This is a genomic window from Glaciibacter kafniensis (assembly GCF_039538945.1).
Lineage (GTDB): Bacteria > Actinomycetota > Actinomycetes > Actinomycetales > Microbacteriaceae > Cryobacterium > Cryobacterium kafniensis.
This window is the reverse complement of record NZ_BAABCN010000010.1, coordinates 301816-326438: the sequence shown is the minus strand read 5'-3', so window position 1 is coordinate 326438 and position 24623 is coordinate 301816. Positions and strand designations below refer to the sequence as shown.

21 protein-coding genes are annotated in these 24623 nt (G+C 65.6%); 3 read left to right on the top strand and 18 right to left on the bottom strand.

Translation table 11 applies throughout. The features are described 5' to 3' along the window. Positions 1-77: 77 nt before the first annotated feature. From ABD791_RS15820 to ABD791_RS15810, 3 genes are all read right to left on the bottom strand, one after another. A complete protein-coding gene (locus ABD791_RS15820; protein WP_345068465.1) occupies positions 78-5315 on the bottom strand; it encodes an ExeM/NucH family extracellular endonuclease in 5238 nt (1745 codons plus the stop codon). Positions 5316-5564: 249 nt separating this feature from the next. Next, on the bottom strand, positions 5565-6077 hold the full coding sequence (locus ABD791_RS15815) for an amino-acid N-acetyltransferase (protein ID WP_345068464.1): 513 nt from the start codon (positions 6075-6077) through the stop codon (positions 5565-5567). Between the two features lie 411 nt (positions 6078-6488). After that, positions 6489-9014 (bottom strand): ATP-dependent Clp protease ATP-binding subunit, encoded by a 2526-nt coding sequence (locus ABD791_RS15810; RefSeq protein WP_345068462.1) that lies wholly within the window; start codon positions 9012-9014, stop codon positions 6489-6491. A gap of 341 nt (positions 9015-9355) precedes the next feature. Between ABD791_RS15810 and ABD791_RS15805 the strand changes: the two genes are divergently transcribed. Together ABD791_RS15805 and ABD791_RS15800 are read left to right on the top strand one after the other, a co-directional pair. Beyond that, positions 9356-9991 carry a hypothetical protein gene (locus tag ABD791_RS15805; protein WP_345068460.1) on the top strand — a complete coding sequence of 212 codons (636 nt, stop codon included), beginning with the start codon at positions 9356-9358 and terminating at the stop codon, positions 9989-9991. Next, a complete protein-coding gene (locus ABD791_RS15800; RefSeq protein WP_345068458.1) occupies positions 9991-10227 on the top strand; it encodes a helix-turn-helix domain-containing protein in 237 nt (78 codons plus the stop codon). The genes ABD791_RS15805 and ABD791_RS15800 overlap by 1 nt, the downstream gene beginning before the upstream one ends. A 155-nt stretch (positions 10228-10382) precedes the next feature. Here ABD791_RS15800 and ABD791_RS15795 read toward each other — a convergent pair whose 3' ends face one another. Next, positions 10383-10760, bottom strand: a complete 378-nt coding sequence (locus ABD791_RS15795) for an SHOCT domain-containing protein (RefSeq protein WP_345068456.1) — start codon at positions 10758-10760, stop codon at positions 10383-10385. A gap of 311 nt (positions 10761-11071) precedes the next feature. On the opposite strand from ABD791_RS15795, the gene ABD791_RS15790 reads away from it, so the two are divergent. Then, the gene (locus ABD791_RS15790; RefSeq protein WP_345068454.1) at positions 11072-12046 is read left to right on the top strand and encodes a pirin family protein; all 975 of its coding nucleotides are present in this window, start codon (positions 11072-11074) and stop codon (positions 12044-12046) included. A 229-nt stretch (positions 12047-12275) separates the two neighbouring features. Here ABD791_RS15790 and cls read toward each other — a convergent pair whose 3' ends face one another. From cls to folE, 14 genes are all read right to left on the bottom strand, one after another. After that, complete coding sequence (gene cls / locus ABD791_RS15785) at positions 12276-13739, bottom strand: cardiolipin synthase (RefSeq protein ID WP_345068452.1); 1464 nt, start codon at positions 13737-13739, stop codon at positions 12276-12278. 18 nt (positions 13740-13757) lie between these two features. Next, the gene (locus tag ABD791_RS15780) at positions 13758-13934 is read right to left on the bottom strand and encodes a hypothetical protein (RefSeq protein ID WP_345068450.1); all 177 of its coding nucleotides are present in this window, start codon (positions 13932-13934) and stop codon (positions 13758-13760) included. 257 nt (positions 13935-14191) lie between these two features. After that, the gene (locus tag ABD791_RS15775) at positions 14192-15049 is read right to left on the bottom strand and encodes an endonuclease domain-containing protein (protein WP_345068448.1); all 858 of its coding nucleotides are present in this window, start codon (positions 15047-15049) and stop codon (positions 14192-14194) included. 446 nt (positions 15050-15495) lie between these two features. Beyond that, complete coding sequence (locus tag ABD791_RS15770) at positions 15496-15675, bottom strand: hypothetical protein (protein ID WP_345068446.1); 180 nt, start codon at positions 15673-15675, stop codon at positions 15496-15498. Further along, positions 15675-17144 (bottom strand): lysine--tRNA ligase, encoded by a 1470-nt coding sequence (gene lysS, locus ABD791_RS15765; RefSeq protein WP_345068557.1) that lies wholly within the window; start codon positions 17142-17144, stop codon positions 15675-15677. Before lysS ends, ABD791_RS15770 begins: the two co-directional genes overlap by 1 nt. A 238-nt stretch (positions 17145-17382) precedes the next feature. Further along, complete coding sequence (panC, locus tag ABD791_RS15760; RefSeq protein ID WP_345068444.1) at positions 17383-18426, bottom strand: pantoate--beta-alanine ligase; 1044 nt, start codon at positions 18424-18426, stop codon at positions 17383-17385. After that, positions 18423-19193, bottom strand: a complete 771-nt coding sequence (locus tag ABD791_RS15755; RefSeq protein WP_345068442.1) for a Rossmann-like and DUF2520 domain-containing protein — start codon at positions 19191-19193, stop codon at positions 18423-18425. Before ABD791_RS15755 ends, panC begins: the two co-directional genes overlap by 4 nt. Continuing rightward, positions 19190-20962, bottom strand: coding sequence for a PH domain-containing protein (locus ABD791_RS15750; RefSeq protein WP_345068440.1), 1773 nt, complete (start codon positions 20960-20962; stop codon positions 19190-19192). Before ABD791_RS15750 ends, ABD791_RS15755 begins: the two co-directional genes overlap by 4 nt. Then, on the bottom strand, positions 20959-21555 hold the full coding sequence (locus ABD791_RS15745; RefSeq protein WP_345068439.1) for a PH domain-containing protein: 597 nt from the start codon (positions 21553-21555) through the stop codon (positions 20959-20961). The genes ABD791_RS15750 and ABD791_RS15745 overlap by 4 nt, the downstream gene beginning before the upstream one ends. Beyond that, positions 21548-22033, bottom strand: a complete 486-nt coding sequence (locus ABD791_RS15740; RefSeq protein WP_345068437.1) for a DUF3180 domain-containing protein — start codon at positions 22031-22033, stop codon at positions 21548-21550. Before ABD791_RS15740 ends, ABD791_RS15745 begins: the two co-directional genes overlap by 8 nt. Continuing rightward, a complete protein-coding gene (gene folK / locus ABD791_RS15735; protein WP_345068435.1) occupies positions 22030-22674 on the bottom strand; it encodes a 2-amino-4-hydroxy-6-hydroxymethyldihydropteridine diphosphokinase in 645 nt (214 codons plus the stop codon). The genes ABD791_RS15740 and folK overlap by 4 nt, the downstream gene beginning before the upstream one ends. Next, on the bottom strand, positions 22671-23135 hold the full coding sequence (gene folB / locus ABD791_RS15730; protein WP_345068433.1) for a dihydroneopterin aldolase: 465 nt from the start codon (positions 23133-23135) through the stop codon (positions 22671-22673). The genes folK and folB overlap by 4 nt, the downstream gene beginning before the upstream one ends. Then, positions 23132-23938, bottom strand: a complete 807-nt coding sequence (gene folP / locus ABD791_RS15725) for a dihydropteroate synthase (RefSeq protein ID WP_345068432.1) — start codon at positions 23936-23938, stop codon at positions 23132-23134. The genes folB and folP overlap by 4 nt, the downstream gene beginning before the upstream one ends. 110 nt (positions 23939-24048) lie before the next feature. Further along, positions 24049-24618 carry a GTP cyclohydrolase I FolE gene (folE, locus tag ABD791_RS15720; protein WP_345068430.1) on the bottom strand — a complete coding sequence of 190 codons (570 nt, stop codon included), beginning with the start codon at positions 24616-24618 and terminating at the stop codon, positions 24049-24051. Positions 24619-24623 lie beyond the last annotated feature (5 nt).

Sequence of the window (24623 nt, the reverse complement as noted above, 5' to 3'; positions counted from 1 at the left end):
TCCTTTGCGGGAACCTGCCGGATCGTCGTCGTCTCAGCAGCCTCTGTGGCTACCGATGGATACTCACCGTGCCGGTGTTAGCTCTCCTCGATTCCGGCGCGGCGGCGACGGATCAGGAAGGCCCCACCGAGCACGAGCATCAGCATGCCTCCGGCAAGCCAGGGCGCGATCTCGGCACCGGTCTGCGCCAGGCCGGCTGACGTTCCGCTGCCCGATGTTGTCGAGCCGCCCGGCGAGCCGCCCGTGGTCGGCTCATCCGTGGTCGGGTCGGCAGCGGTCACCGTGATGCTCGTCCAGCCGATCACGTTTCCGGCCGCATCCTGCACGATGACGCGGTGTGCTCCTGCAGGCAGGTCGGCCGGCAAGGCGGCGGTGACGACGCCCTGCGCGTTGACCTGCAGCCAGCCGCCCAGGTTGGTCGGAGTCGAACGCACCCAGACCGACACGAACTCGCCGGCATGCTGCGTGCCGACGGTGACCGTGACATTGCTCCCCGCGCTATAGGAGGAGGCGTCGGTCGTGATGACGCCTTCCAACGCCGGCGTGAGTGCTTCTTCCGTTGCGCTCACCGGGGCGGTGGCCGGCGCCGTCGGAACGGTCGGGTCCGTCGGGTCGACCGGCGTCGTCGGGTCGGTCGGGTCCGTTGGATCGGTCGGGTCTGTCGGATCAACCGGCGTGGTCGGGTCCGTCGGGTCCGTCGGATCAGTCGGATCAACCGGCGTGGTCGGGTCCGTCGGATCAGTCGGATCAACCGGGTCGACCGGATCCGTCGGGTCCGTCGGGTCCGTCGGGTCCGTCGGGTCCGTCGGGTCCGTCGGGTCCGTCGGGTCCGTCGGGTCCGTGATCGCCGTCTCGTTGACCGTGAAGGCGACGCGCACAATCGTGCCAGACTCCTTCGCCGTCAGCTCGAGAACGCTGCTCGCCTTCGCGTCACTCGGCACCGTGAACGTCACGGTGGACACGCCCGCGTTCACGGCTGCCGTTCCCAGGCTCGTCGCACTCCCCGGCCACAGGAGCGTGAGCTCTGTGTTCTTGGGGGCGCCGAGCGAGCTGAGGTCGATGTTCGACACGCTGAGCGTGACCGAGTCGCCGGGGTCGACGGCCGTGGTCGGCGCACCCGTCACCGTCGCCTGGTGGGCGGCGAATGACGGCGTCAGCGGGCTGTGCGTGGTGATGTACGAGATCCAGGCATCGCTGTCGACGAGACCGGAGTCGCGCGTGTCCTTCCCCTTGGTGAACTCCCAGAAGTTGTCGCCTCCGGTGAGCAAGAAGTTGAACGATCCGATGCGGTAGCCCCGCGCCGGGTCGATCGGCGCGCCACTGATCCAGATGCCCGTGATGCGGTCGCCCTCAGCGCGGCTGGCGTCGAACGTGTAGTTCACGTTGTCCGACAGGCCCAGCTGCAGGTACGCACGGCTCGGGATGTTGCCAGCCGCGTCACGCTGCCACTGCTGCTCCAGAACCTTCTTGAACTGCGCGCCGGTGAGGGTCGTGGTCCAGAGGTTGTTCACGAACGGCAACACCGCGTTGGCCGAGGCGTAGGTCACCGAGCCGTCGGTCTTGTAAAGCAGCTCGGTGCGCATTCCACCGGGGTTGACCATGCCGATCTCGGCACCGCCCTTGCTCGGGTCAGACAGCGACGCGCGCAGCGAGTTCGCCACGAGTGTGCCCATCGCCGACGGTGCGGCGCGGTTCTCGGCACACGGCGCAGTTCCACCGTTGCAGGCCCGAGAGATGTCGGCCGTGATCGAACCGATCTTCACATTTCCGATCACTGCGGCAGCAGCGAGTGCGGCATCCGTGATGCGCTTGACCTCGGCCACACGCGGGTAGGTCGCGACGAGCGAGTCGTCGAGAGCCTTGCTCGCGGCTGCGGTGGCGGTGGCGGCCGCTTTGACCTCGTCCGCTGTCGAGCCGCTCGGCGCGGTTGTCACCTTGGAGGCCAGACGGGCGACATTCTTCACCTTGATCGTGCTGGTGGCCTGGGTGACCTTGTCGTAGTGAAGCACCACCTGCCCGATGTTCTCGCCATAGTTGCCGGTCTGCAGAACCGGGCGGGTCACGCCTGCTGCTGCTCCCGGAACCTGCGCCTGCCAGGCATACTTCTTGTGCGTGTGGCCGGTGAAGATCGCGTTGACGGCCGGGTCGGTCTCCGTCACGATGCGGGCGAAGATGCTGCTGCCGTTGGCGACTTCCTCTTCCAGCGTTGCGGCGGGCTCGCCCACCGCGTCACCCTCGTGGTACTCGGCGATCAGAACGTCGGCCTCGCCGTTGGCCGGGTCTCCGTCGGTCAGCTGTGTGGCGACGCGGTTGATGGCCACGACCGGGTCTCCGAAGCTGAGGGTGGCCACACCGGTGGGCGTCACGAGCGACGGGGTGTCGCTCGTGACGGCGCCGATGACGCCGACGTCCACTCCATCGATCGTGAAGACCTCGTACTCCTGCATTGCCGGCGTCGTCGTGCCGGTCTCATAGACGTTCGCCCCGAGGTAGTCGAAGTTCGCTGCTTCTTTGATCCGGGTGTTCAGATCGGTGAAGCCTTTGTCGAATTCGTGGTTGCCCACGGCCGACGCCTTCATGCCCAGCGTGTTGAGCACGTCAATCGCCGGCTTGTCCTGCTGCGAGGCGGATGCGAAGACCGACGCTCCGACGTTGTCACCGGCAGACAGAAACAGGGTTGCGTCGTCGCCATATTCAGCGCGGAGCGTCTCAACGGTTCCACCGAACTTCACTGTGTTCTCATCGATCCGACCGTGGAAGTCGTTCAGGTTGAGCACGTTGATGTCGACACCGGCGTTCGGCGTACTGGCCAGGTTCAGCCCGAGCACGACCGGGTCGTGGTCCGACGCACGGAACGGGTTCGCCTCGTAGAAGTCGGTGACGTTGTTGTTGTACCGGCTGTACTCCAGCGCCACGTTCTCGACCGAGTTGATGTTCCAGACGTCGACGGCGTCAGCCGCGACCGTGGCATCCGCTGCCGGAGACGCGAACACGTGATCGAGCGAGCCGACCGACCCGTCGTAGGCATAGGTGTACTCGCCGCTCTTGTGCTCCTGGCTGAGGTAGCCGGCCGCCTTGATGACCTCGATCGGGTCTTCCTGGTCGTAGGCGTTGAAGTCGCCGGTCAAGAAGACCTTGTCGGTCTTCGCCTTCGTCTGCATGCCTGCGGCGAAGGCGACGAGAGCCGTTGCCTGGTTGACGCGCGAGTTGTTCGATGCGCCCTGGCCGTCGCCCGTGTCAGCGTCGATGCCCGTTCCCGAGCCCTTCGACTTGAAATGGTTGACGATCACGAGAAACTTGCTTGCCGTGTCGCCGACCAGCTGGAATGACTGGGCGAGCGGACGGCGTGCGTTGTCGAATGCCGGCGCGTCGATCAGGATCTCCGAGCCGCCGACGGTCTCCACAGCCTTCGTCTTATAGATGAAGGCGGTGCGGATGACGTCTTCAGAGGCGGGAAGAGCTGACGGCGAGCGCACGTAGTCCCACACCGCGCTGCCGGCTGCCACGTTCAAGGCATCGACGAGGGTGCCCAGAGCCGTGTCGCGGTCCTTGCCGAAACGGGCCGAGTTCTCGATCTCCTCGAGCGACACGATGTCTGCCCCGAGGGCGTTGATGGCGGCGACGCTCTTGGCCTGCTGACGTTTGAAACTCACCTCGGTGGCCGCGCCGCGCGCGTCGCATCCGGTGTTGACCGTGATGGGAGTGCCGGCACGGTCCTTGTAGTAGGTGCACTTCGCAATCGAGTCGCCCGTGGTCGAGAAGTAGTTCAACACGTTGAAGGTGGCGAGACGGATGTCCCCACCCACGTCGCGCGGGGCATCCGTGCGGGTGTTCTCGAACGTGGCCGGCTGCACCGCTGCCGCGTTGCCGGGAACCAGTTCCGTGGTCGGCTGAAGCTTCCAGCCGTCGTTGCGGTAGTCCAGGATGACCGGCTGGGTGAAGGTCACGGCTGCGCCGACGCGCACCGGGGCCGTGGTGGAGACGTACGGAACCGGCTTGCTCTGGTTGGCGGCGGCCAAATAGTTGGTCGTCGCGCCGTCGTCCAGGGTGATCAACCGGGCCGCATTGTCGGCGATGGCTGCAATCTGGCCGGCCGATCCCGGACGGTTCAGCACCGTCGGGTTCACCAGGGGCGTGGTTCCGAGGGCGAGACCGATGTCGCCGTACTGGTTGGTCGTGTAGTTGTTGGTGACGGTGAAGTCGCCCTGCGGAGCCAGGAGCATGCCTTCGAGCGTCTCGCGCTCTGCCGCAACGGTCTGGATGGCGACGGCGGCAGGGAGCGGGGCGACGACTCCGGCACCGTCAAGCTTCTGAATGTTCGACAGTGCGCTGACCGTGACCTGGGTCATTCCGAAGAACTCGGCGACGGTTCCGGCGACCTCCACGTAGTCGCCGACGGCGACGGATGTCCCGAGCGTTCCGGTGTAGACGAACAGGCCGTCAGATGCCGTGTGGGTCGCGAGATCGACAGCGCCGCCGGTGCCGGGCGTCTGAATGTAGAAGCCGTTGAAACCACCGGTCGGGTAGGCCGCGGTGACCACGCCGACGGTCTTGACGACGGTCGACACGAGCGGGCTGGCGTCACCGGTGCCCTGGATCGCAGCGATGGCTGTCGTGTCTGCGGGCGGAATGACGGGGTCGACCACCGGCGGGGGCGTAATGACGCCGCTGACGCCTGCCGCGTTCGTCGGAGTCGGTAGTGCGGCGGTGAAATCGGCCGCGTTCGTGTCGCGGTCGAGACCGGTCGTGCGGTTGAGGGAGGTGACGACCGAGGCGCTCGAGGCGGCAGACCCCTCGAAGGTGTCAGACGTGCCGTAGCCGAGAAGGTCGCCGATGGCCGGAACGTTGACCAACGATCCCCCGGCGGGGGTGGTGAGTACGCCGGCCTGGTTGGCCAGGAACACGGTTCCGCCGCCGGCCGCGGGACCGAACGCAGTGATGAGATCGGGAGTGGGCAATGCAGCACCGTTCGCGCCGTTGGACGCACCCTGAATCAGGTAGGAGCCGTTGGCCGGGATCGAGCCGCTCAGCGGATACACGCCCGAGGGGTTCTTGTCTTTGTTGGCGGCCGGCCGGTACTGCAGCGACATGCCGCTCAAGTTGATCGGGGCATCCGTCGGGTTGTACAGCTCGACGAACTTGTTCAGAAAGCTCGCGCCGGAGCTTCCGCCGTTGAGGTAGGCCTCGTTGATGACGACGGCGGTGCCATCGACACTGGCCTGAGCGGGCAAGGCCACGATCGGAGCGACAATCAGGCCTAATCCGAGGAGTGACGCGCAGGCCACTTTCAGGGGAATTCGTGGGATGGGGGACATAGTTCTCCTCATGATTGACATTCGACGGTGAAGGCAACGGTAGGGAGCCTAGCCAGCCGGAGAACGTCAGCGGGGTGAACGGAAGAAGAAGAATCCCGGTTTCTACCAATGAGCAGAAATCCCGAAAAATACCCCCACATGAGCGCCACCCATTCAGGTAGGGTTCAGCTTCTTCTGAGGGCGTCTCGTTTCTTGCGCGCGCTGGAGCCGGCACCGCGCGGTGCCGGCTCCCGGGAGACCGCGAGAGGCTTAGACCAGCCGCTTGACCATGCGCGTGTTGCCGAGGGTGTTCGGCTTCACGCGGGCGAGGTCGAGAAACTCGGCGACGCCCTCATCGGGTGAGCGCACGAGCTCGGCGTAGACCGACGGATCAACCGTCTCGGTGCCCATATCCTCGAAGCCGTGCCGGGTGAAGAACGGCACCTCGAAGGTCAGGCAGAACAGACGGCTCAGGCCGAGTTCGCGGGCGTCGGCCTCGAGCCGGTCGAGCAGGGCGTGACCGACGCCGTGACCGAGCCATTCTCTGTCGACGGCGAGAGTGCGCACCTCGGCCAGGTCTTCCCACATCACGTGCAGGGCGCCGCAGCCGATCAGCCGGCCGTCGGCATCCTCAGCCACCCGAAACTCTTGCACGGCCTCGTAGAACACGACCATGTCTTTGCCGAGCAGAATGCGTTCCTGCACGAGCGGCTCGACGAGCGCCCTGATTCCTGGCACGTCACTGGTGCGCGCGCGGCGCACTGTAAACCTCTGTTCGCTCACGCCGGCACCTCTCTCGTGTCTTAGTTCAAGTGAACTACTCAGTCTAGAGATCTCATTCGACGGAGATTTTCGTGAAACCGGGGCTTTTCGGGCCGAAACTGCCCAAATCGCGCGAAATCTCCGTCGAACGGGCGGGAACCTTGCGCCCCGCACGAGCGAGGGACGGCGACACAGCGAGACGGCTAGCGTCGACTCGGCCACACCGGCGAGAGCGCGACGGATGCGCAAAGGAGGAGAATCGGCGACTCACCGCAGCCAGACGCCGGTTTTGCGCGGCATGTCGCAGAATCTCCTCCTTTGCGTGCAGCCCGCGCTGCGTACAGCCCACGCTGCGTGCAGCCCACCCGGGTACGCCGAAGGGCCCGGCAGAAAATCCGCCGGGCCCTTCGGTCGCGCTAGGCGCGGATGCTACTACTCGCCCGAGATGGCCAAGTCGGGCGTGACCGAACCGGTTCCGAGTGAGGCAGCGGCGTTGATTCCGATCGCGGCCGGAGTGGCCCGCGCGGTCGTCGTGAAGATGAACTCGGTGCCGGAGAAGTCCACGTGCACGTGGTCGCCCGCGTTCAGCTCGCCCTGCAGGATCTTCTCGCTCAGGCGGTCCTCCACCTCGTGCTGGATCGCACGACGCAACGGGCGGGCGCCGAGAGCGGGGTCGAAGCCGACCTCGATCAGACGCTCCTTCGCAGCGGTGGTGAGCTCGACGGTCATGTCGCGGTCAAGCATCCGGTCGGAGAGACGCTTGATGAACAGGTCGACGATCTGCAGCAGTTCCGGCTTCGACAGCTGCGGGAAGACGATGATCTCGTCGACACGGTTGAGGAACTCGGGCTTGAAGTGCTTCTTCAGCTCCTCCTTCACCTTGCCGCTCATCCGGTCGTAGCTGGTGGACGTGTCGCCCTCGATCTGGAAACCGACGGGGCCGCCGCTGATGTCCTTGGTGCCGAGGTTCGTGGTCATGATGATCACGGTGTTCTTGAAGTCGACGACGCGACCCTGACCATCCGTCAACCGGCCCTCTTCAAGAATCTGAAGCAGCGAGTTGAAGATGTCGGGGTGAGCCTTCTCGATCTCGTCGAACAGCACCACGCTGAACGGCTTGCGGCGCACCTTCTCGGTGAGCTGGCCGCCCTCTTCAAAGCCGACGAATCCGGGAGGAGCACCGAACAGACGCGAAACGGTGTGCTTCTCGCCGTACTCACTCATGTCGAGTGAGATCATGGCTGCCTCGTCATCGAACAAGAACTCGGCGAGTGCCTTGGCCAGCTCGGTCTTTCCGACACCGGTCGGGCCGGCGAAGACGAACGAACCGCTCGGGCGCTTCGGGTCCTTCAGACCGGCACGGGTGCGACGGATGGTGCGGGCGAGCGCCGAGATGGCCTCTTCCTGACCGATGACGCGCTGGTGCAGGGCCTTCTCCATGAAGACGAGACGCGAGGACTCTTCTTCGGTGAGCTTGAAGACCGGGATGCCGGTGGCCTGTGCGAGTACCTCGGCGATCAGACCTTCGTCGACGACGGCTGTCGTCTTGACGTCGCCCGACTTCCACTTCTTCTCAAGGCGCAGACGCTCGCCGAGGAGGTTCTTCTCCTCGTCGCGCAGGCTGGCGGCCTTCTCGAAGTCCTGGTCCTCGATGGCGGTCTCCTTGGCGGTGCGCACGACGGCGATCTTCTCGTCGAACTCGCGCAGCTCGGGCGGGCTGGACAGAATCGACAGGCGCAGGCGAGCGCCGGCCTCGTCGATCAGGTCGATGGCCTTGTCCGGCAGAAAGCGGTCAGAAACGTAGCGATCGGCGAGGTTCGCCGCGGCCACGAGAGCGCCATCGGTGATGGACACCTTGTGGTGCGCTTCGTAGCGGTCGCGCAGCCCCTTGAGGATGTTGATGGTGTGCGGCAGCGACGGCTCAGCGACCTGAATCGACTGGAAGCGACGCTCGAGCGCGGCATCCTTCTCGAAGTGTTTACGGTACTCGTCGAGCGTGGTTGCACCGATCGTCTGCAGTTCACCGCGGGCGAGCAGGGGCTTCAGGATGCTGGCAGCATCGATCGCACCTTCGGCAGCACCGGCTCCGACGAGGGTGTGGATCTCGTCGATAAAGATGATGATGTCGCCGCGAGCGCGGATCTCCTTGGTGACCTTCTTCAGACGCTCTTCGAAGTCACCGCGGTAGCGGCTCCCGGCGATGAGCGAGCCGAGGTCGAGCGAGTAGAGCTGCTTGTCTTTCAGCGTCTCCGGAACATCGCCCTTGACGATCGCCTGGGCGAGGCCCTCGACGACGGCGGTCTTGCCGACACCCGGCTCACCGATCAGAACGGGGTTGTTCTTCGAGCGACGCGAGAGGATCTGCATGACCCGCTCGATTTCTTTCTCGCGCCCGATGACCGGGTCGAGCTTGTTGTCGCGCGCTGCCTGCGTGAGGTTGCGGCCGAACTGGTCGAGAATCTGGCTGCCCGCCTGAGTACCCGTCTGCTCGTTGGCACCGACCTGCACCTGCTCCTTGCCCTGGTAGCCAGAGAGCAGCTGGATGACCTGCTGGCGCACCCGGTTGAGGTCGGCGCCGAGCTTGACGAGCACCTGAGCGGCAACGCCTTCGCCCTCGCGGATCAGGCCGAGCAGAATGTGCTCGGTGCCGATGTAGTTGTGGCCGAGCTGCAGCGCTTCGCGCAGGCTCAGCTCGAGCACCTTTTTGGCGCGCGGGGTGAACGGAATGTGGCCGGTCGGCTGCTGCTGACCCTGGCCGATGATGTCTTGGACCTGCTCGCGCACAGCGTCGAGCGAGATGCCGAGGGACTCAAGCGCCTTCGCGGCGACACCCTCACCCTCATGAATCAGACCGAGCAGAATGTGCTCAGTTCCGATGTAGTTGTGGTTGAGCATCTTGGCCTCTTCCTGGGCCAAAACGACGACACGACGAGCTCGGTCGGTAAATCTCTCAAACATGTGATTGCTCCCTTGGCGTCAGGGCAGTTATGACACCGATACAAAGAGAGTAACCAGCCCAAGCTGGGATGCATGCCTCTGTTCGCCGCCAGCGTGATGGGAGAAAACGCGCTGCGCGCCTTTTCTCCCATCACGCACGGCGGTAGCCGTCGCTCAGGCAGCCTCAAAACCGTGACATCGACCGGCAACCACGCGCTCCCGCGACTGTGTGACCGTCTCGCCAGGGCTACCGGCAGCCCCTCGTTCGCATTCCCAGGACTGCGACCGTGCGGTTGCAGTCAGTGCCCGTCAACCGCTAACGTAACGACTATCGTTGTTATCGATAAACGTTAGGTTGACCAGTGAAGACTCGGACAAAGTCCCGTATCACCCGCCTTGAGAGAGCCTTTGAGCGGTACCTCACCTGGGTGGTGCTGTTCGGTGCACTTGCGACAGGCGTCATTGCCACGGTCACCGGAGCCCGCGGGCTCATTTCCAACGTGTCGTCTGACACGACTCCGCTGACGCTTCTCACAGACGCCGCCCTGCCCCCGGAGGCCTCAGGCGGCACCGCTCAGATCGTGGACGGCGCGTTCGAGACAGCGTTCGTCACGCTCTCACACCTCACCCCGCTGACAACGTTTCTGATTGCGCTGGGCACTGTTGTCGGCATTGTCACCACTCTGATCGTCTCGACGGCGATTGCCCTTCTGTGCTGGAAGCTCCTGAAGCGACGCCCGTTCGACCGGTCGGTCTCATGGATGGCCTACGCCGTCGGGTCAGTCCTCCTGATCGGCACCATCCTCGGCCAGGGCTTCGGCGGTCTCGGTCGCATGATGGCTGCCAGCGAGCTCAATCCCGACGGCCTGGATGGATTCTGGCCGCTGACCACACCGCTCGACCTCGCACCCGCCTTTGTGGGCATTGCGCTGCTCATGGTCGCGACCGCGTTCGAGGCAGGGCGTCGCCTGCAGCGCGACACCGAAGGCCTCGTCTAGTGGCGCCCGCCGAGATCGACGAGGCCAGCGGCATCCATTGTCGGCTCGATGAGCTGCTCGCCGAACGCGGGATGACCCTGACCCGGCTCAGCGAGCTGGTCGGCGTGAGCGTGGTCAATCTGTCGGTGCTCAAGAACGACCGGGCTCGGGCCATCCGTTTCTCGACTCTCGCGGCGATCTGCGCAGCGCTCGACTGTGAGGTCGGCGACCTGCTGGTGAGCGATCGGCCCGCTTAACCCTCGACTTTGACATTTGCGGTCGAGTTTCCCCGGCGGAACAGGGATGCTCGACCGCAAGTGTCAAGCTCGGCGCAGGGGGCCGACGCGCAAAGGGCCGGCCGCGACTAGCGCGACCGGCCCTTCACCGTGCAGAAGCTCGTTGTGCAGAAGCTTTAGGCGAGTGCCTTGGCCTTCAGTGCAGCGAACTCGTCGGCGCTGATCGCACCGGAGTCGAGCAGAGCCTTCGCCTTGGCGATTTCATCGGCTGTGCTGGTGCCGGCGACGTCCTTGATGTAGGACTCGGCGGCGTGCTGGGCGCGCTGCTGCGCCGCGGCCGCGCGCTCAGCCATGCTGCGGCCGCGGGCGATCAGGTAGACGAGCGCGGTGAGGAACGGAACCCAGACCAGGAAGATGATCCACAAAGCCTTCAACCAACCGTTGAGCTTGTGGTCACGGAAGATGTCGCTGATGACCGAGAACAAGATCATCAGGTAGGCCACGAAGGCGAAGATCCAGAAGAACGTCCAGATGACATCCCAGATGTTGCTCATATCAGTGATTCCTTTCAATGATTCTGCGCGGTGCAGAAATCGTGCGGCGCAAGAATGCATCGCAGACGCGAGCCGGGATGACGTGTGTTCCCCCAACGACGACGCCCAATTATGTCGTAGCGGATGCCGCAGCGCCGTCATGCTGCGTCACGAGTCGCGACCAGGGTGGGATCTGCACAGATCCACGGGATGTCGGTTGTCGCTTTCCTCAAGAGAGCCCGCATTGTCGTCCCCCGACTTCATCGGAGCACCGACCGCTGACCGGGCGCATCCGCCGGTTCCCCAGCGCGCACACGGAATAGGCTTTCGCCATGAGCAATCTCGAGACCGAGCCAGAAGAGCGCGTGTGCGACGACCTACCGGGGGCGACCACCGACATCCAGATTCTCGAACCCCGCACGGTGCCGCTCGGCGGGCCGCGCGCCATGACCGTGCGCCGCACACTGCCGCAGCGCGAGCGCTCGTTTATCGGCGCCTGGTGTTTCGTCGATCACTACGGGCCGGATGCCGTGGGCGAGCGGGCGATGAACGTTCCGCCGCACCCGCACACGGGTCTGCAAACCGTGAGCTGGCTCTTCGCCGGTGAGATTGAGCACCGGGACTCGACCGGATCCCACGCCCTCGTGCGCCCCGGCGAACTCAACCTGATGACGGCCGGAGCCGGCATTTCGCATTCCGAGGTGTCGACGCCGACCACGACGAGCCTGCACGGCGCCCAGCTGTGGACGGCGCTGCCCGATGCCCACCGGCACACCCCGCCGTTCTTCGAACGCTTCGTGCCGCAACCGCTCGTCCATCACGGCGCGACGGTGCGAGTCTTTCTCGGCAGCCTGCTCGGGCAGGTTTCGACCGCGACCACCTTCAGCCCCCTGCTCGGCGCACAAATCGACCTGCCCCCGCACACCGAGATTGCGCTGCCCGTCGACGCCTCCTTCGAGCACGGGGTGTTGCTCGACACCGGAGCCGTCGCGCTCGACGATGAGTCGATCCCGCTGCACTCGATCGGCTACCGCGCGCCGGGCGCCGAGCTCCTCGTTCTCGCCACCGGCGACGAACCGGCCCGCGTGCTGCTGCTCGGCGGGGCGCCGCTGCACGAGCAGATCGTGATGTGGTGGAACTTCATCGGCCGCAGCCACGACGAGGTCGAAGCATTTCGGGCGGCCTGGCAGTCAGACGTGATCGACGGCACGGATACCGGCGGCCGGTTCGGCACGGTAGCTGACTTCAACGGGGCACCCCTGCCCGCACCGCCGATGCCGAATGTGCGGTTGAAACCGCGCGAGTAGCCCGGCGCCGCCGAAGCCGCGTCAGAACCGGACCTCAGAAACCGTTGGGATTGCCCAACCGTCAGCAGAAACCGCACCGATCGTGCGGCATCCGCCGATCTCTGCGGTTTCTGCTGACACCTGCGGGTGAAGCGGATCCAGTGGATGCAGCGGGTCCAGCGGGTCCAGCGGATGCAGCGGATGCAGCGGGTGCAGCGGCATCCGCAGCCCTAGCGCGCGGACGTTGCGGTTACTGCACTGCTGAGGTCAGACGCGCCAAGTTGTCGAGGATTGTCGAGCGCAACGGCTGCTTCATCCACTCGTCGAGGGTGAGCTCCCTGCTGTCGTTGCGGTAGGAGTCTTCGACCGCGCGCAGCTGGGTGACGAACGATGCTCCGCGCACCATCATCGACACCTCCATGTTGAGGCTGAAGGAGCGCATGTCCATGTTGCTTGAGCCGATCACCGCCACATCGTCATCGATGGTGAAGTGCTTGGCGTGCAGAATGTAGGGGGCCTTGTACATGTAGATCTTCACGCCGGCTCGCAGCAGTTCCTCGTAGTACGAGCGTTGCGCGTGATAGACCAGCGCCTGGTCGCCGATTTCAGAGACGAAAAGCTCCACGTGGATGCCGCGCTGAGTCGCCGTGGTGATCGCGTAGAGAATCGACTCGTCTGGCACAAAGTACGGGCTGGTGATGATGATGCGCTCTTGCGCGTAGTAGAGCAGCGCCAGAAACAGTCGCAGGTTGTTCTCACCCTTGAATCCCGGCCCGCTCGGCACCACCTGGCAGTCCAGCGAGTCCGACTCGATGGCCGGGTAGTCGGGTTGCAGGTCGCGGGTGATCAGATCCTGCGTCTCGCTGTACCAGTCGGTCAGGAAGATGGCGTCCAGGCCGGCCACGATCGGGCCTTCGACCCGCGTCATCAGGTCTTTCCATTTCAGTCCGCGCCGGATATTGCTGCGCTCGTTGTAGGTGCGATCGATGACATTCTGCGAACCCATATAGCCGACCGTACTGTCGACGATGAGCAGCTTGCGGTGGTTGCGCAGATCGGGCCGCTGCCACTTGCCCTTGAACGGCTGCAACGGCAGCATCAGCTCCCAGCGCACCCCCGCCTCGGTCAGTCGGCGCTTGGTCTTGCGGTAGCCGGGCTTGCGCATCGACTGAATGTGGTCCATCAGCACTCGCACCGAAACGCCGCGTTTGACCGCCCGCTCCAGGGCGTCGAAGAACGGGGCGGTCGTGGTGTCCAGCGAGAGAATGTAGAACTCGACATGCACAAACCGCTCGGCCTTGTCGATGTCGGCGATCATCGCCGCGAAGGTGCCGTTGTAGTCGCCGAGCAGGGTGGCGCTGTTGTCCCCGAGCAGCGGCATCGCACCGAGGTTGCGGTTGAGTTCGACGACGGAGGCGAGCCACGGCGGCCACGGTTCGTCTCGGCGCTCGCGCTCAACGCCCTCGGTGTTGGCGAGAATGTACTGGTTGATCTGGGCCTGCATAGCCAGACGTTTCTTCGGCAGCGTCCGGTAGCCGATCAGCAAGAAGAGCAGCACCCCGAGGTAGGGGATGAAGAAAATCGCGAGCAGCCAGGCCATTCCTGAGGTGGGCCGGCGATTGCGCGGCACCACGATGACGGCAACGACACGAATCACAAAGTCAATAAGCAGGGCGACCAGCACACTGATCGTCGCGATATCCAGGCCCCCCATGCGCGCTGAGCTCGCGGCCTAGCTCGCTGGCTTGTCGAGCCCGAGTCGCGCGCGTTCTTCGGTTTCAATCTCCGAATAGACCCGGCGTTCCGTGCGGTCGGCATGGATGATCGAGCGCATGATCAGCCAGAAGATCAGACCGACGAGAACTGTCGGCGCGAGCGACCAAGCGGCGTTTGCCCAAAAATTATCCATAGCCCCTTCAGGATACGCGAAAATACTCGGGTGCGGCTGTGAGGCGGCGGCAGGGCGGCGCGCGGGCGGGCGGGCGGCACGGGCGACGCGGCCGACGCGGGGCGACGCGCTAACGCGAATGATGCAACTGACGGATGCGCGCCGCGCCGCGGTGCCGCAGCATCCGTCGCAGAAACCGCAAGCTTCACCACCCGCCGCACGATCCGTGCTGTCTCCGCCGACGGATGCGCAATCCGAACGGCTTCTGCCCGGACCTTTCAGCGCACCGAGAGGGGGCGGCCACTCGCCAGGATTGTGCGCACAACGTCGAGGCACAGCGGCATTCGGTGGAGAACTTGGCTGTGCCGAAACCGATGATAGCGGTACCCAAGCAGGATGAGCTCGGCGTCCCGCCGCCGGTCTTCCTCTTGGGCCTCAGGGGTGTCGTGCCACTCGCTGCCGTCGAGCTCGACCACCAGCCAGCCGTCGATGAGGATGTCGACATGCCCCACCCGCGAAACCTTGACCTGGATGTCCACCTTCCAGCCGGCATCCTCCGCGGCAATTCGAAAAAGGGATTCCAATCCCGACTGGGACTTCCCGTTGACGCGATGGCGCAGCCTCTGCACCCGGCGCGGAAGCCGCGCGAAGATCTCGTCAAGCCGGTCAGCCGTGACGAGCCCCGCGTTGAGTGCGCTGTCGATTGACGCGACGATATCGGGAGCGGAACCGAGACGCGCGTACTGCTCAAGCGAATCACTCACCGACATCCGCCAGCGGCGCTCATCGCTACTCGGAAAGTGCTCGCGCACCCAGATCCGGTGTTCGCCCTGTTCTGTGGGCGGCACTCGGCTCGCCCCGACAGCCGTGCCCAACCATAGCCCGGCGGGCTTGGTCACCCAGACACCCAGGCTGAGGAGAGCCGATGACGCGGCAAGTCGACCGCGGAGTGCGACAGCGCGCATCGCCAGCGGGTCAGCCCCCGGATGAGCAACCCAACTTTGCCGAAGCGGGCGCAGCATATTCCCGTCGATCGCCCGGTGGATGTCCCGGTCTGAGTGGCCGAGGCCGCGCAGCTGCGAGCGAGTGGCGAGGTTGCCGAACCTCTGCATGTCGATGCTGAGAGAACGATTCATGCGCCAACTCTGGTCGCCGCCGGAGGCGCGGACAAACGAATCTGCCATTCCGTGGACAGCCTGCCCATACCGGTTCGGGGGAGGGCGGTGTGTCGTTCACCGAACCACCGACGCGCGGCAGCCGCGAGATGCGTGCGTCGTTCGATGCACCGACATCCGTTGCACCGACATCCGTCGCAGAAACCGCAAGCGACGACGGATGCCGCACGATCGGTGCGGTCTCCGCCGACACATGCCCAATCTGAAAGGCTTCTGCCGCCTCCCGCGCGCGACAACCGGGCCCGACCAGGGCACTACCGGCCCAACCGTCCCGGGCCGCCGCCCGCGCCTCGCGCACCAACATCCGTCGCAGAAACCGCACGCAACACCGGATCCGCCGACACTTGCCCAATCTGAAAGGCTTCTGCCGCGCGGAGCGCGCCGCGCACCGCGCACCCGCGCACCCGCTACTTCGTCAGAACCCCGATGAGCCCCGAGGCGACCATGTAGACGCCGACGCCGCCCACGACGATCCAAACGATGATCCGGTTCGTCGACGGACCCTTCTTGTCGCCCTTGTCACCTTTTCCGCTGTCGCCCTGTGGCTTGCGCGGCGGCTCGAGCTCGTCTTTCGGCAGGAAGCTCATCACTTCACCAACGGAAACAGGATGGTTTCGCGGATGCCCAGGCCCGACAGCGCCATCAGCAGGCGGTCGATGCCCATGCCCATGCCACCCGACGGCGGCATGCCGTACTCGAGCGCACGCAGAAACTCCTCGTCGAGGCGCATCGCCTCCGGGTCTCCCCCTGCAGCCAGGCTGGCCTGCTCGATGAAGCGGTCCCGCTGAACCACAGGGTCGACGAGCTCTGAGTAGCCGGTGGCCAGCTCGAAGCCGCGAATGTAGAGGTCCCATTTCTCGACGACGCCGTCGACCGACCGGTGGCCGCGCACGAGCGGGCTGGTGTCGACCGGAAAGTCCATCACGAAGGTGGGGCGAACCAGGTCGCCCTTCACGAAGTGCTCCCAGAGCTCTTCGATGTACTTGCCGTGGATCGGGTGATCGATTTCGATGCCCTCTTGCTCGGCCAGCGCCTTGAGTTCGGCAAGGGGAGTCTGCGGGGTGAAGGCCGTGTCAGCGGCAGCGTTCAGACTGTCGTACATGCTGATCCGATCCCATTCACCGCCCAGGTCATACTCGGTGCCGTCGGCCCAGGTGACGACGTGGCCACCCGAGATGGCCTCTGCCGCGTTCTGAATCAACAGCTGGGTGAGGTTGGCGATCGAGTTGTAGTCGCCGTAGGCCTGGTAGGCCTCGAGCATCGCGAACTCGGGCGAGTGCGTGGAGTCTGCGCCTTCGTTGCGAAAGTTGCGGTTGATCTCGTAGACCCGGTCGATGCCGCCGACGACGGCGCGCTTGAGAAACAGTTCCGGTGCGATGCGCAGGAACAGTTCGGTGTCAAACGCGTTGCTGTGGGTGGTGAACGGGCGAGCGGATGCGCCGCCGTGCATGGTCTGCAGCATCGGCGTTTCGATCTCGAGAAAGTCGAGCTCGGTGAAGGTCTTGCGCAGGCTGGCGACGGTCTTCGAGCGGTTGACCACATTGCGGCGCGCCTGCTCGCGAGCGATCAGGTCGAGGTAGCGGCTACGCACGCGAGTTTCTTCGCTGAGCTCGGTGTGCAGGTTCGGCAGCGGCAGCAGCGCCTTGGTGGCGATCTGCCACTCGGCGACCATGATCGACAGTTCTCCGCTCCGGGAGGAAATGACTTCACCCGAGACGAAGAGGTGATCGCCGAGGTCGACGAGGTCTTTCCAGTTCGCGAGTGACTCTTCGCCGACAACGGCTAGCGAGACCATCGCCTGGATGCGGCTGCCGTCTCCGGCCTGCAAGCTCGCGAAGCAGAGCTTGCCGGTGTTGCGCTGGTGCACGACACGGCCGGCGAGCCCGACGATGACGCCGGTGGTGGCATCCGCTTCGAGGTCGCCGAAGCGCGCGCGCACGGCGGGGATCGTGTCGGTGATCGGCACGGAGACCGGGTAAGCGCCGCCGCCGGGAGTCGTAGACATGGCGTTCAAGCGCTCCCGCTTGCCGAGGCGCACCAGCTTCTGCTCATTCATCTCGGCGGCGGTGAACCCACCGTCGACGAGTTCGGCTTCAGCGGTGGCGTCGGCGTCAACATCGGGGGCTGCCGCCGCAGCAGCCTTGGCCTTGGCAGCGGCCTTGACTGCGGCTTTTGCTTCCGCCTTTGCTGCACGCTTTGCGGCCAGCTCCGACTGTGCGGGGGTGGCTTCTGCTGCGATGTTCTCGGTCATGCTGTTCTCCGTCGGATGGCTGTCTGAAGCAGGCGAGGCCGGCTTACGAAACCCGTGCTGGTCGTGAGTTGAGGTCAAGTGGGGCGTTGTCGATGAGTCTGGTCGTTCCGACATACGCGGCGACGAGCATCCTGGCCGTGCCGCGAAAGTCGTCGTCGACCGGTAGAAAAGTCTGCGGATGCACGACAACGAGGTACTCCAGTTTAACCAGTGGCTGGGCATCGATGATTCCGTGCGCCGCGGCTACCGCCGCTTGCGCTCCCGCCGACGGTCCCTCCGACGCGCCCGCCGCCGAAGCCGCCGCCGCCCGCAGCCCGGCCGAGAGCGCGCCGGCACCGAGCTTCTCGGCCTCGGTGAGGTACTGGTTGCGGCTCGACAGGGCAAGCCCGGTCGTCTCCCGCACGGTCGGGGCAATCTCGATCGCGACCGGCAAATTGAGGTCAGCGACCATGCGCCCGATCAGAAAAACCTGTTGGGCGTCTTTCTGGCCGAACACCGCGACATCACAGCCGACGATGTTGAACAGTTTCGCGACGACCGTGAGCATGCCGTCGAAATGGCCTGGCCGGGCCGCGCCCTCATAGAGCGCCCCGGCATCCCCGGCCGTGATCCGGGTCGCGCTCGGGCCGTGCGGGTACATTTCCTGCACGGTCGGGGCGAACACGAACGCAACACCGAGCGTCGCCAGCGCCGCGACATCCGCGTCGAGTGTGCGCGGGTAGCTGTCGAGATCTTCGCCGGCGCCGAACTGCAGCGGGTTCACGAAGATCGACACAACAACGATCGCGCCCAGCTCCTGAGCCCGCGCGACCAACGAGAGGTGGCCGGCATGCAGCGCCCCCATGGTCGGCACCAGAACAACGCGCGGGGCATCGCTGGCACCATCGGTGCGGCCAACATCGCTGCCATCGCCGTCGGCAGAACCAGCGCGACCAGCAGAACCAGCGAGACCAGCGGGACCAGCGGGACCGCCGAGCGCGGTGCGAGCGGATGCCTGCTGCCGCGCTTCGGCTAGCAGCCGGCGCAGTTCAACGATGGAGCCGATCACCTGCGGTGCTCTCGGTTGGGCTCGGTTCGAGGTGGTCATCGGTCCTCCGAGTTGAACTGGTCGAACGGAAACTGCCCGTCGTCGAGCTCGTCACGACTTCGCTGACGGAGCGTGCGTCGATCCGGCCCGGTGCTCGCGAGCGCGTTCTCCACGGCCGACCGCACGAGGGGCGCAATCACGGCGCCCGGATGCTCGATTCCGATTCCCGCCAACAGGTTCGTCGCCTGCTCAATGATTGAACTCGAGAATGCCGTCGCCGTCTCGATCGCCTCCGCGTAGCCGGGCCGATCGGCCTCGGCGACGATCACCGGTTCTCCACCCATCTCCACGACGAGAGCCTGCCCGATCGGCAGAACCGGGCTGGGGGCAGTTACCGCGAAGTAGCTGTCGGCGAGCCGGGCAAGATCGATGCTCGTGCCCGTGAAAGTGAGCGCCGGGTGGATCGCAAGCGGAATCGCGCCGGCCGCCTGAGCCGGAGCAAGGATCCCGGTTCCGAACCGCGCCGAGGTGTGCAGCACGAGCTGGCCGGGCTGCCAGGTATTGGTGGCCGCGAGCCCGGCGATCAGACTGGCCAGCTCCGAGTCGGGCACCGCGATGATGACGAGCTCGCTGCGTTCGACGATCTCGGGCACGGTCAGAATCGGCACGTTCGGGAGGATGGCATCGGCTCGGTCGCGGCTGGCCTGGGAGATCGCGGCGATGCCGATGACGGCATGCCCTGCTCCGGCGAGGGCCGCACCGAGAATCGGGCCGACGCGTCCGGCGCCGATGATGCCGATGCCGAGACGTCCGGGACGGGGAGTCATGCGTGAGGTCCGCTCTGTTGATTCCATCGATGGCTGGTGTCGGAGGTGGCCGATTCAACGGCTCCCCTGGCGACACGTTCGAACAGACGGGGCGCCTCGTCGACATCCACGACGCTGAGGGTGCCGAAGACCGGGCCGGCGACCGTGTGCAGACGGGCCGAGGCGAGGCGCAGCATCCGTCGCACCGGCCCCTGCTCAATGGCGACACTCTGCAGGCGGGCGAGCGGAACGAGCACGAGTTCGCGGGAGAGCCGCCCGCGACGGATCAGCACCACGTTTTCGGCGACGAAGTAGCCGGTGCGACGCCAGGAGAACGGGCGGAGCCACGCGGCCCGGCGCGGCGCATTCCGGTAACCGTCATCGCCGGAGCTCCCGGTGCGCCCGGCGCGCCCGGTACCGAGCAGGCCAGCGGTCACGAGGGCGTGCTGCTCGTCAGCGGTGAAGGTCGGCAGGATCAGTTCAAGCACGCGGGCGGCATCGGCGAGGCTTCCGACCGGAAGAATCGTGGTGTTGGCCTGACCGGCGGCCCCCGCATTCGACGAGTGGCTGGCCTTGTTGACGCGAATCTCCCACCAGCCGAAGCCGCGCCACATCAGCGGCTGGCTCACGCTGATCGCATGGATGCGACCGGGCGGAAGCGTCTCATTGCTTGTCGAGAACAGCCCATACCCGATGCGCACACCGTCGGGTGTTCCGGCGATGCTGTAGCGCAGCGACTTCGTGAACCGGGAGAAGTAGTAGCCGGCGCTACCGATCAACCCAGGGAGAATCGCGAACAGAATCCAAGTCGACGCCCCGGTGTTCACGATCACGATCAGCGCGATGATTCCCGCGATGAGAAAGAGCGTGAAGCCGCTGAAAATGATCGAGCCGAGCAACCGACCGACCGGAATCGAGACGACGGATGCCGGCGGCGCCGCATCCGGGTCGAGCTCGGGTGCCAGAAATTCCGCGACGCGGTCCGAGGCGAAACTGCCGACGGTCGTGCCGATGCCTGATGCGGCAGCCGCGGCACTGGCACTGGCACCCACTTCGGCCCCAGCAGCACCGATTCCGTCAGTGACACCGGGACCGGGTTCAGGAGTGGAAGTGTGTCGCGGCCCGTCAGCAGCGGTTTCGGCGGCGACGCGCCGCTCCACTCCTGAAGTAGAACCCGCGGCTCCTGAAGTAGAACCCGCGGCGGCGAGGGGTCCGGCTGCTGCACCAGCTGCAGCCTCGCCCTGACGCACCCCGGAGGCGAGCCGCAGGATGTCGCGGCGCAGCCCGTCGGCCAGTGCCGATCCGAGGTAGGCCAGTTGCACATTCGCATCCTGGCCCGCGACGCTGACCTCAAGCTTGGCCGCACCGAACAGGCGCGGAATCAGCGGTCGCACAATGTTGACGCCCTGGATGCGGTCGAGTCTGGCCTTACGGTGGCTGCGGAACAGGATGCCGCTGCGCACCTCCACCGACTCGTCGCTGACCCGGAAGGTGTGCATCCGCCACGACAGATAGAAACCAACGAGAATCACGATCAAGACGACGGCGACGACGAGAAGCGCCCAACCGACGGCCCCGCGGCGCACGATCTCATCGAGCGGGTCACCGCTGTAGCTCGGCACCCCGAAGAAGAAATCGATGAGCCGTTCGCGCAGGTTCGCGATGATGAATCCGAGAATGGCGAACACGAAGATTCCGCCACGCAGCAGCGGGCTGGCCGGGTAGAGCCGGTGCCATTCGCCGTCGGCCAGTGAGCCAGGCGCTGAGTCGGTGCGAGCGGGCGAACTCACAGTCCGGCCCGGCGGCTCTCCGCCAGTTCGACCAGCCGGTCGCGCAGCGCCTCGGCGTCGGCTTCAGCCAACCCCGGAATGGCGACCCCGCTGGATGCCGCTGCGGTCACGAACTTGAGGTCGGCCAGGCCGAGCCAGCGCGCGACCGGGCCACGGGTGATGTCGACCAGCTGCATCCGCCCGTATGGCACCGACACGAACCGTTGGAACATGATGCCACGCCGAAAGAGCAGATCATCCTCGCGCAGCTGATAGCCGATCGAACGCACTCGTCGCGGCAGCACGATCAAGGAGACGAGGGTGATCAGTAAGATCGCACCCCCGACGAAAGCCGCCCACTGCATGCCGACGACGAGCCAGAGAAACGCGGCCACGGCGCAGGCGACAACGCCGAACATCAGAGTGCTCACAAGTTCAACAACGACGTAGCGCGGGGCGACGCGCTTCCACTCGTCAGCTGCGCCGATGCTCACGTTTCGGTCGCTCCCTGTCGGTTCCGGTGCTGTCGACTCCGATGCGGCCGGCTCCGATGCTGCCGGCACCGATGCTGCCGGCTCCGGTGTCCCCTGATCCATCTCGACCTGCTCAGACATGTGTTGCTCCATGCTCATTGTGGTCGTCATCCGAGGGCGGAATCGCGCAGAAATGTTCGGCGACGAGACCGCCGACGAGCAGGAGCGCCGCACCGATCACCACCGCGATGGCCAGCCACAACGATGTTACCGCCGGCACCACCGACCGCGTGAGGATGTAGAGCACAATCCCGCCGCCCCCACCGAGAAGCAGTGCACCGCTCAGACTCGACGCTTTCGCCAGCACAGCGACTCGCATGGCCACGAAGGGGTTGACCGGTTTGACGGCCCGACCGGTGCCATTCGCCCGGGTGGCCTGCCGAATCGGCCAGGCGAGCACGACGACGATGACGCCGACGGCAATCAGGGTGATCGGCAACGAGATCGGCGGAACGATGTGCGGCAAACCGGATGCCGCGGCAGCGATTTCGAGAAGAAAGCCGAGTACGAGGCCGATCAGGGCAATCGCGATCAGCGATGTCGCTTGGGTGCGCTTCATCGGGTCACCTCTCCGTCGCCGCCGGCAGCTGAATCGTCGCCGTCGTGACGACGCACGGTGTTCGGCATCGCGCGAAGCAGATCGGCAACGCGACCCACCCCGGGAATCTCAGCGTCAGGGTCGATGTCGAGCCACGGCGCGAGCACGAAGTCACGGCTTGCCGCACGCGGGTGCGGCAGGGTCAGGCGAGCGTCGCCCTGCTGCAGCGTTCCGACAACGATCAGATCGATGTCAAGAGTGCGGTCGCCCCAGCGCTCAGCGCGCACGCGCCCGTGCTCGGCCTCGATGCGGTTGACCGCGTCAAGCAGATCATTCGGCGTGCCGCGGTAGCGGATGCCGACAACCGCGTTCAGATATTCGGGCGCATCGGTGTCGACGCCATCGGGTTTCACCGCTGCCGATTCGTAGAGCGGTGAGGCTGCAACGAGCTCGACGCCATCAAGCTCGCCAATCTCGCGCACGGCGGCTCGGAGGGTCGCCGCCCGGTCGCCCAGATTGCTTCCGAGGGCGAGCACGACGCTCACGCCGCCCTCAGTGTCTCGAGCCGCGTCATCCCGAACGTCATGAGGGGTCGCAAATCGACCTTCGTTGGGCTCGGGAAGGTCGATTTGCGACCCCTCACGGCCAGCGAGCTGTGTCATGCGGATGCCTCGGCATCCGTTGCAGGAGCAGCGGCAGCATCAGCAGCAGCAGAAGCACCAGAAGCACCACCCCGAGAAGCGCCGCCCCGCGGATAGTCAGCACGCGTGCGCTCGATCTGCACCGCGACATCCTCGAAGAACACCGGAATCGGCGCCTGCGGCTTGTGCAGGGTCACGCGCGCACGTTCGACCGCCGCAAAACTGAAGGCGACCCCGGCCACCCGCTCTGCGACGGTTTCAATGAGGTCGACCGGATTGTCGGCGACGGCATCGGTCACCGCGACGGCGAGTTCGCCGTAGTGCACGGTTTGGGCCAGGTCATCCCCCGACGCGGCCCGCCGCAGATCGAGCCAGACGGTGACGTCGATGATGAAATCCTGCCCGTTCTCCCGCTCGAAGTCGAAAACGCCATGGTGCGCATTCACGCGCAGACCGGTGAGAGTGATCGAGTCGGTGGTCATGGATCCATTCTGGCTGACGCGAGGTGATCAAGCACGTTCAGCGCCGTTCGCGTCGCGCGCACATCATGCACGCGCACCGCCCACGCCCCGGCCTGCGCGGCGTGCACGCTGAGCACCGCGGTCGGCAGGTCCCGGTCAGCGAACGACGCATCGTTCGGCAGAACCTCGGCCAGAAAGCGTTTGCGCGAGACGCCGACCAAGACCGGCAGCCCCAACTCGTCGAGTGCCGACAGGTGTGCGAGTAGTCGCCAGTTGTGTTCGGGGCGCTTGGCGAATCCGAATCCGGGGTCGAGAACAATCTTGTCTCTCGCCACACCGGCTGCGGTGAGCGCATTGACTCGCGCCGCCAGCTCAGCGGTGACCTCGGCCACGACATCTCCGTAGTCTGCGAGCGAATCCATCTCGTCGGCATGGCCGCGCCAGTGCATCGCCACGTAGGTGAGACCTGTCTCGGCGGCAACGGATGCCATCCGCGGGTCGGCGAGACCGCCGGAAACGTCGTTGATGATGCTGGCTCCGGCGGCAGCGGCTGCGCGGGCGGTCGCCGAGTTGAGGGTGTCGACGCTCACGGAGATCCCCTGCCTGGCCAGCTCGGTGATCACCGGCAGGATGCGACGCTGTTCGTCGCCGGGCGAGACCCGCCCCGCGCCTGGCCGGGTCGACTCACCTCCGACGTCGATCAGGTCAGCCCCGTCAGCGATGAGCGCGTGGGCGTGCCGAAGGGCGGCATCCGTGTGCGAATACAGGCCACCGTCACTGAACGAGTCGGGCGTGACGTTGAGCACACCCATGATGAGCGTCATGCGACAGCCCCCAGGACGACCACAGCGATGAGCGTCATACGACAGCCCCCAGCATGACCACAGCGATGAGCGTCATACGACAGCCCCCAGCATGACCACAGCGATCAGCGTCATGCGCCGGCTCCGATCAGTGCCATGATCTCGGCGCGGGCGATGGGGTCGGTCAGCACGCCACGCGAGGCGAGGGTGACGGTCGAGCTGCCGGTTTGGCGCGGGCCACGAGCCGACACGCAGCCGTGCACCGCGTCGAGAACGACGAGCACCCCCTGCGGGTCGAGACCTGTTTGCAGGGCATCGGCGATTTCTTCGGTCAGTCGTTCCTGCATCTGCGGTCGGGCGGCCAGGGTTTCGAGCACGGCGGGCAGCCGGCCGAGCCCGACGACGCGCTCACCGGGCAGATAGGCCAGGTGAGCGATGCCGTGGAACGGAAGCAGGTGATGTTCACAGATCGACCGGAAAACCAGATTGCGCAACAGCACCAGCTCGCCGGTGTGCTCGCCCACCGCCACGGTGTCGGTCAGGTGATCGAGCGGATCTGTGCCGATTCCGGCGAAAAACTCACAGTACGCCTCGGCCACACGCCGCGGTGTTGACTCCAAACCGGCGCGACCGGGGTCTTCCCCGATCGCGGCAAGAATCTCTGCGACGGCGGCCTCGACGCGTGCCTTGTCGACTGCCACGGCGG

Excerpts from the sequence above, each read along its gene's own strand:
- ABD791_RS15820 (WP_345068465.1), bottom strand. The coding sequence starts at position 5,315 with ATGTCCCCCATCCCACGAATTCCCCTGAAAGTGGCCTGCGCGTCACTC.
- ABD791_RS15810 (WP_345068462.1), bottom strand. The coding sequence starts at position 9,014 with ATGTTTGAGAGATTTACCGACCGAGCTCGTCGTGTCGTCGTTTTGGCC.
- ABD791_RS15795 (WP_345068456.1), bottom strand. The coding sequence starts at position 10,760 with ATGAGCAACATCTGGGATGTCATCTGGACGTTCTTCTGGATCTTCGCC.
- ABD791_RS15790 (WP_345068454.1), top strand. The coding sequence starts at position 11,072 with ATGAGCAATCTCGAGACCGAGCCAGAAGAGCGCGTGTGCGACGACCTA.
- cls (WP_345068452.1), bottom strand. The coding sequence starts at position 13,739 with ATGGGGGGCCTGGATATCGCGACGATCAGTGTGCTGGTCGCCCTGCTT.
- ABD791_RS15780 (WP_345068450.1), bottom strand. The coding sequence starts at position 13,934 with ATGGATAATTTTTGGGCAAACGCCGCTTGGTCGCTCGCGCCGACAGTT.
- ABD791_RS15775 (WP_345068448.1), bottom strand. The coding sequence starts at position 15,049 with ATGAATCGTTCTCTCAGCATCGACATGCAGAGGTTCGGCAACCTCGCC.
- ABD791_RS15770 (WP_345068446.1), bottom strand. The coding sequence starts at position 15,675 with ATGAGCTTCCTGCCGAAAGACGAGCTCGAGCCGCCGCGCAAGCCACAG.
- lysS (WP_345068557.1), bottom strand. The coding sequence starts at position 17,144 with ATGAATGAGCAGAAGCTGGTGCGCCTCGGCAAGCGGGAGCGCTTGAAC.
- panC (WP_345068444.1), bottom strand. The coding sequence starts at position 18,426 with ATGACCACCTCGAACCGAGCCCAACCGAGAGCACCGCAGGTGATCGGC.
- ABD791_RS15755 (WP_345068442.1), bottom strand. The coding sequence starts at position 19,193 with ATGACTCCCCGTCCCGGACGTCTCGGCATCGGCATCATCGGCGCCGGA.
- ABD791_RS15745 (WP_345068439.1), bottom strand. The coding sequence starts at position 21,555 with ATGTCTGAGCAGGTCGAGATGGATCAGGGGACACCGGAGCCGGCAGCA.
- ABD791_RS15740 (WP_345068437.1), bottom strand. The coding sequence starts at position 22,033 with ATGAAGCGCACCCAAGCGACATCGCTGATCGCGATTGCCCTGATCGGC.
- folK (WP_345068435.1), bottom strand. The coding sequence starts at position 22,674 with ATGACACAGCTCGCTGGCCGTGAGGGGTCGCAAATCGACCTTCCCGAG.
- folB (WP_345068433.1), bottom strand. The coding sequence starts at position 23,135 with ATGACCACCGACTCGATCACTCTCACCGGTCTGCGCGTGAATGCGCAC.
- folP (WP_345068432.1), bottom strand. The coding sequence starts at position 23,938 with ATGACGCTCATCATGGGTGTGCTCAACGTCACGCCCGACTCGTTCAGT.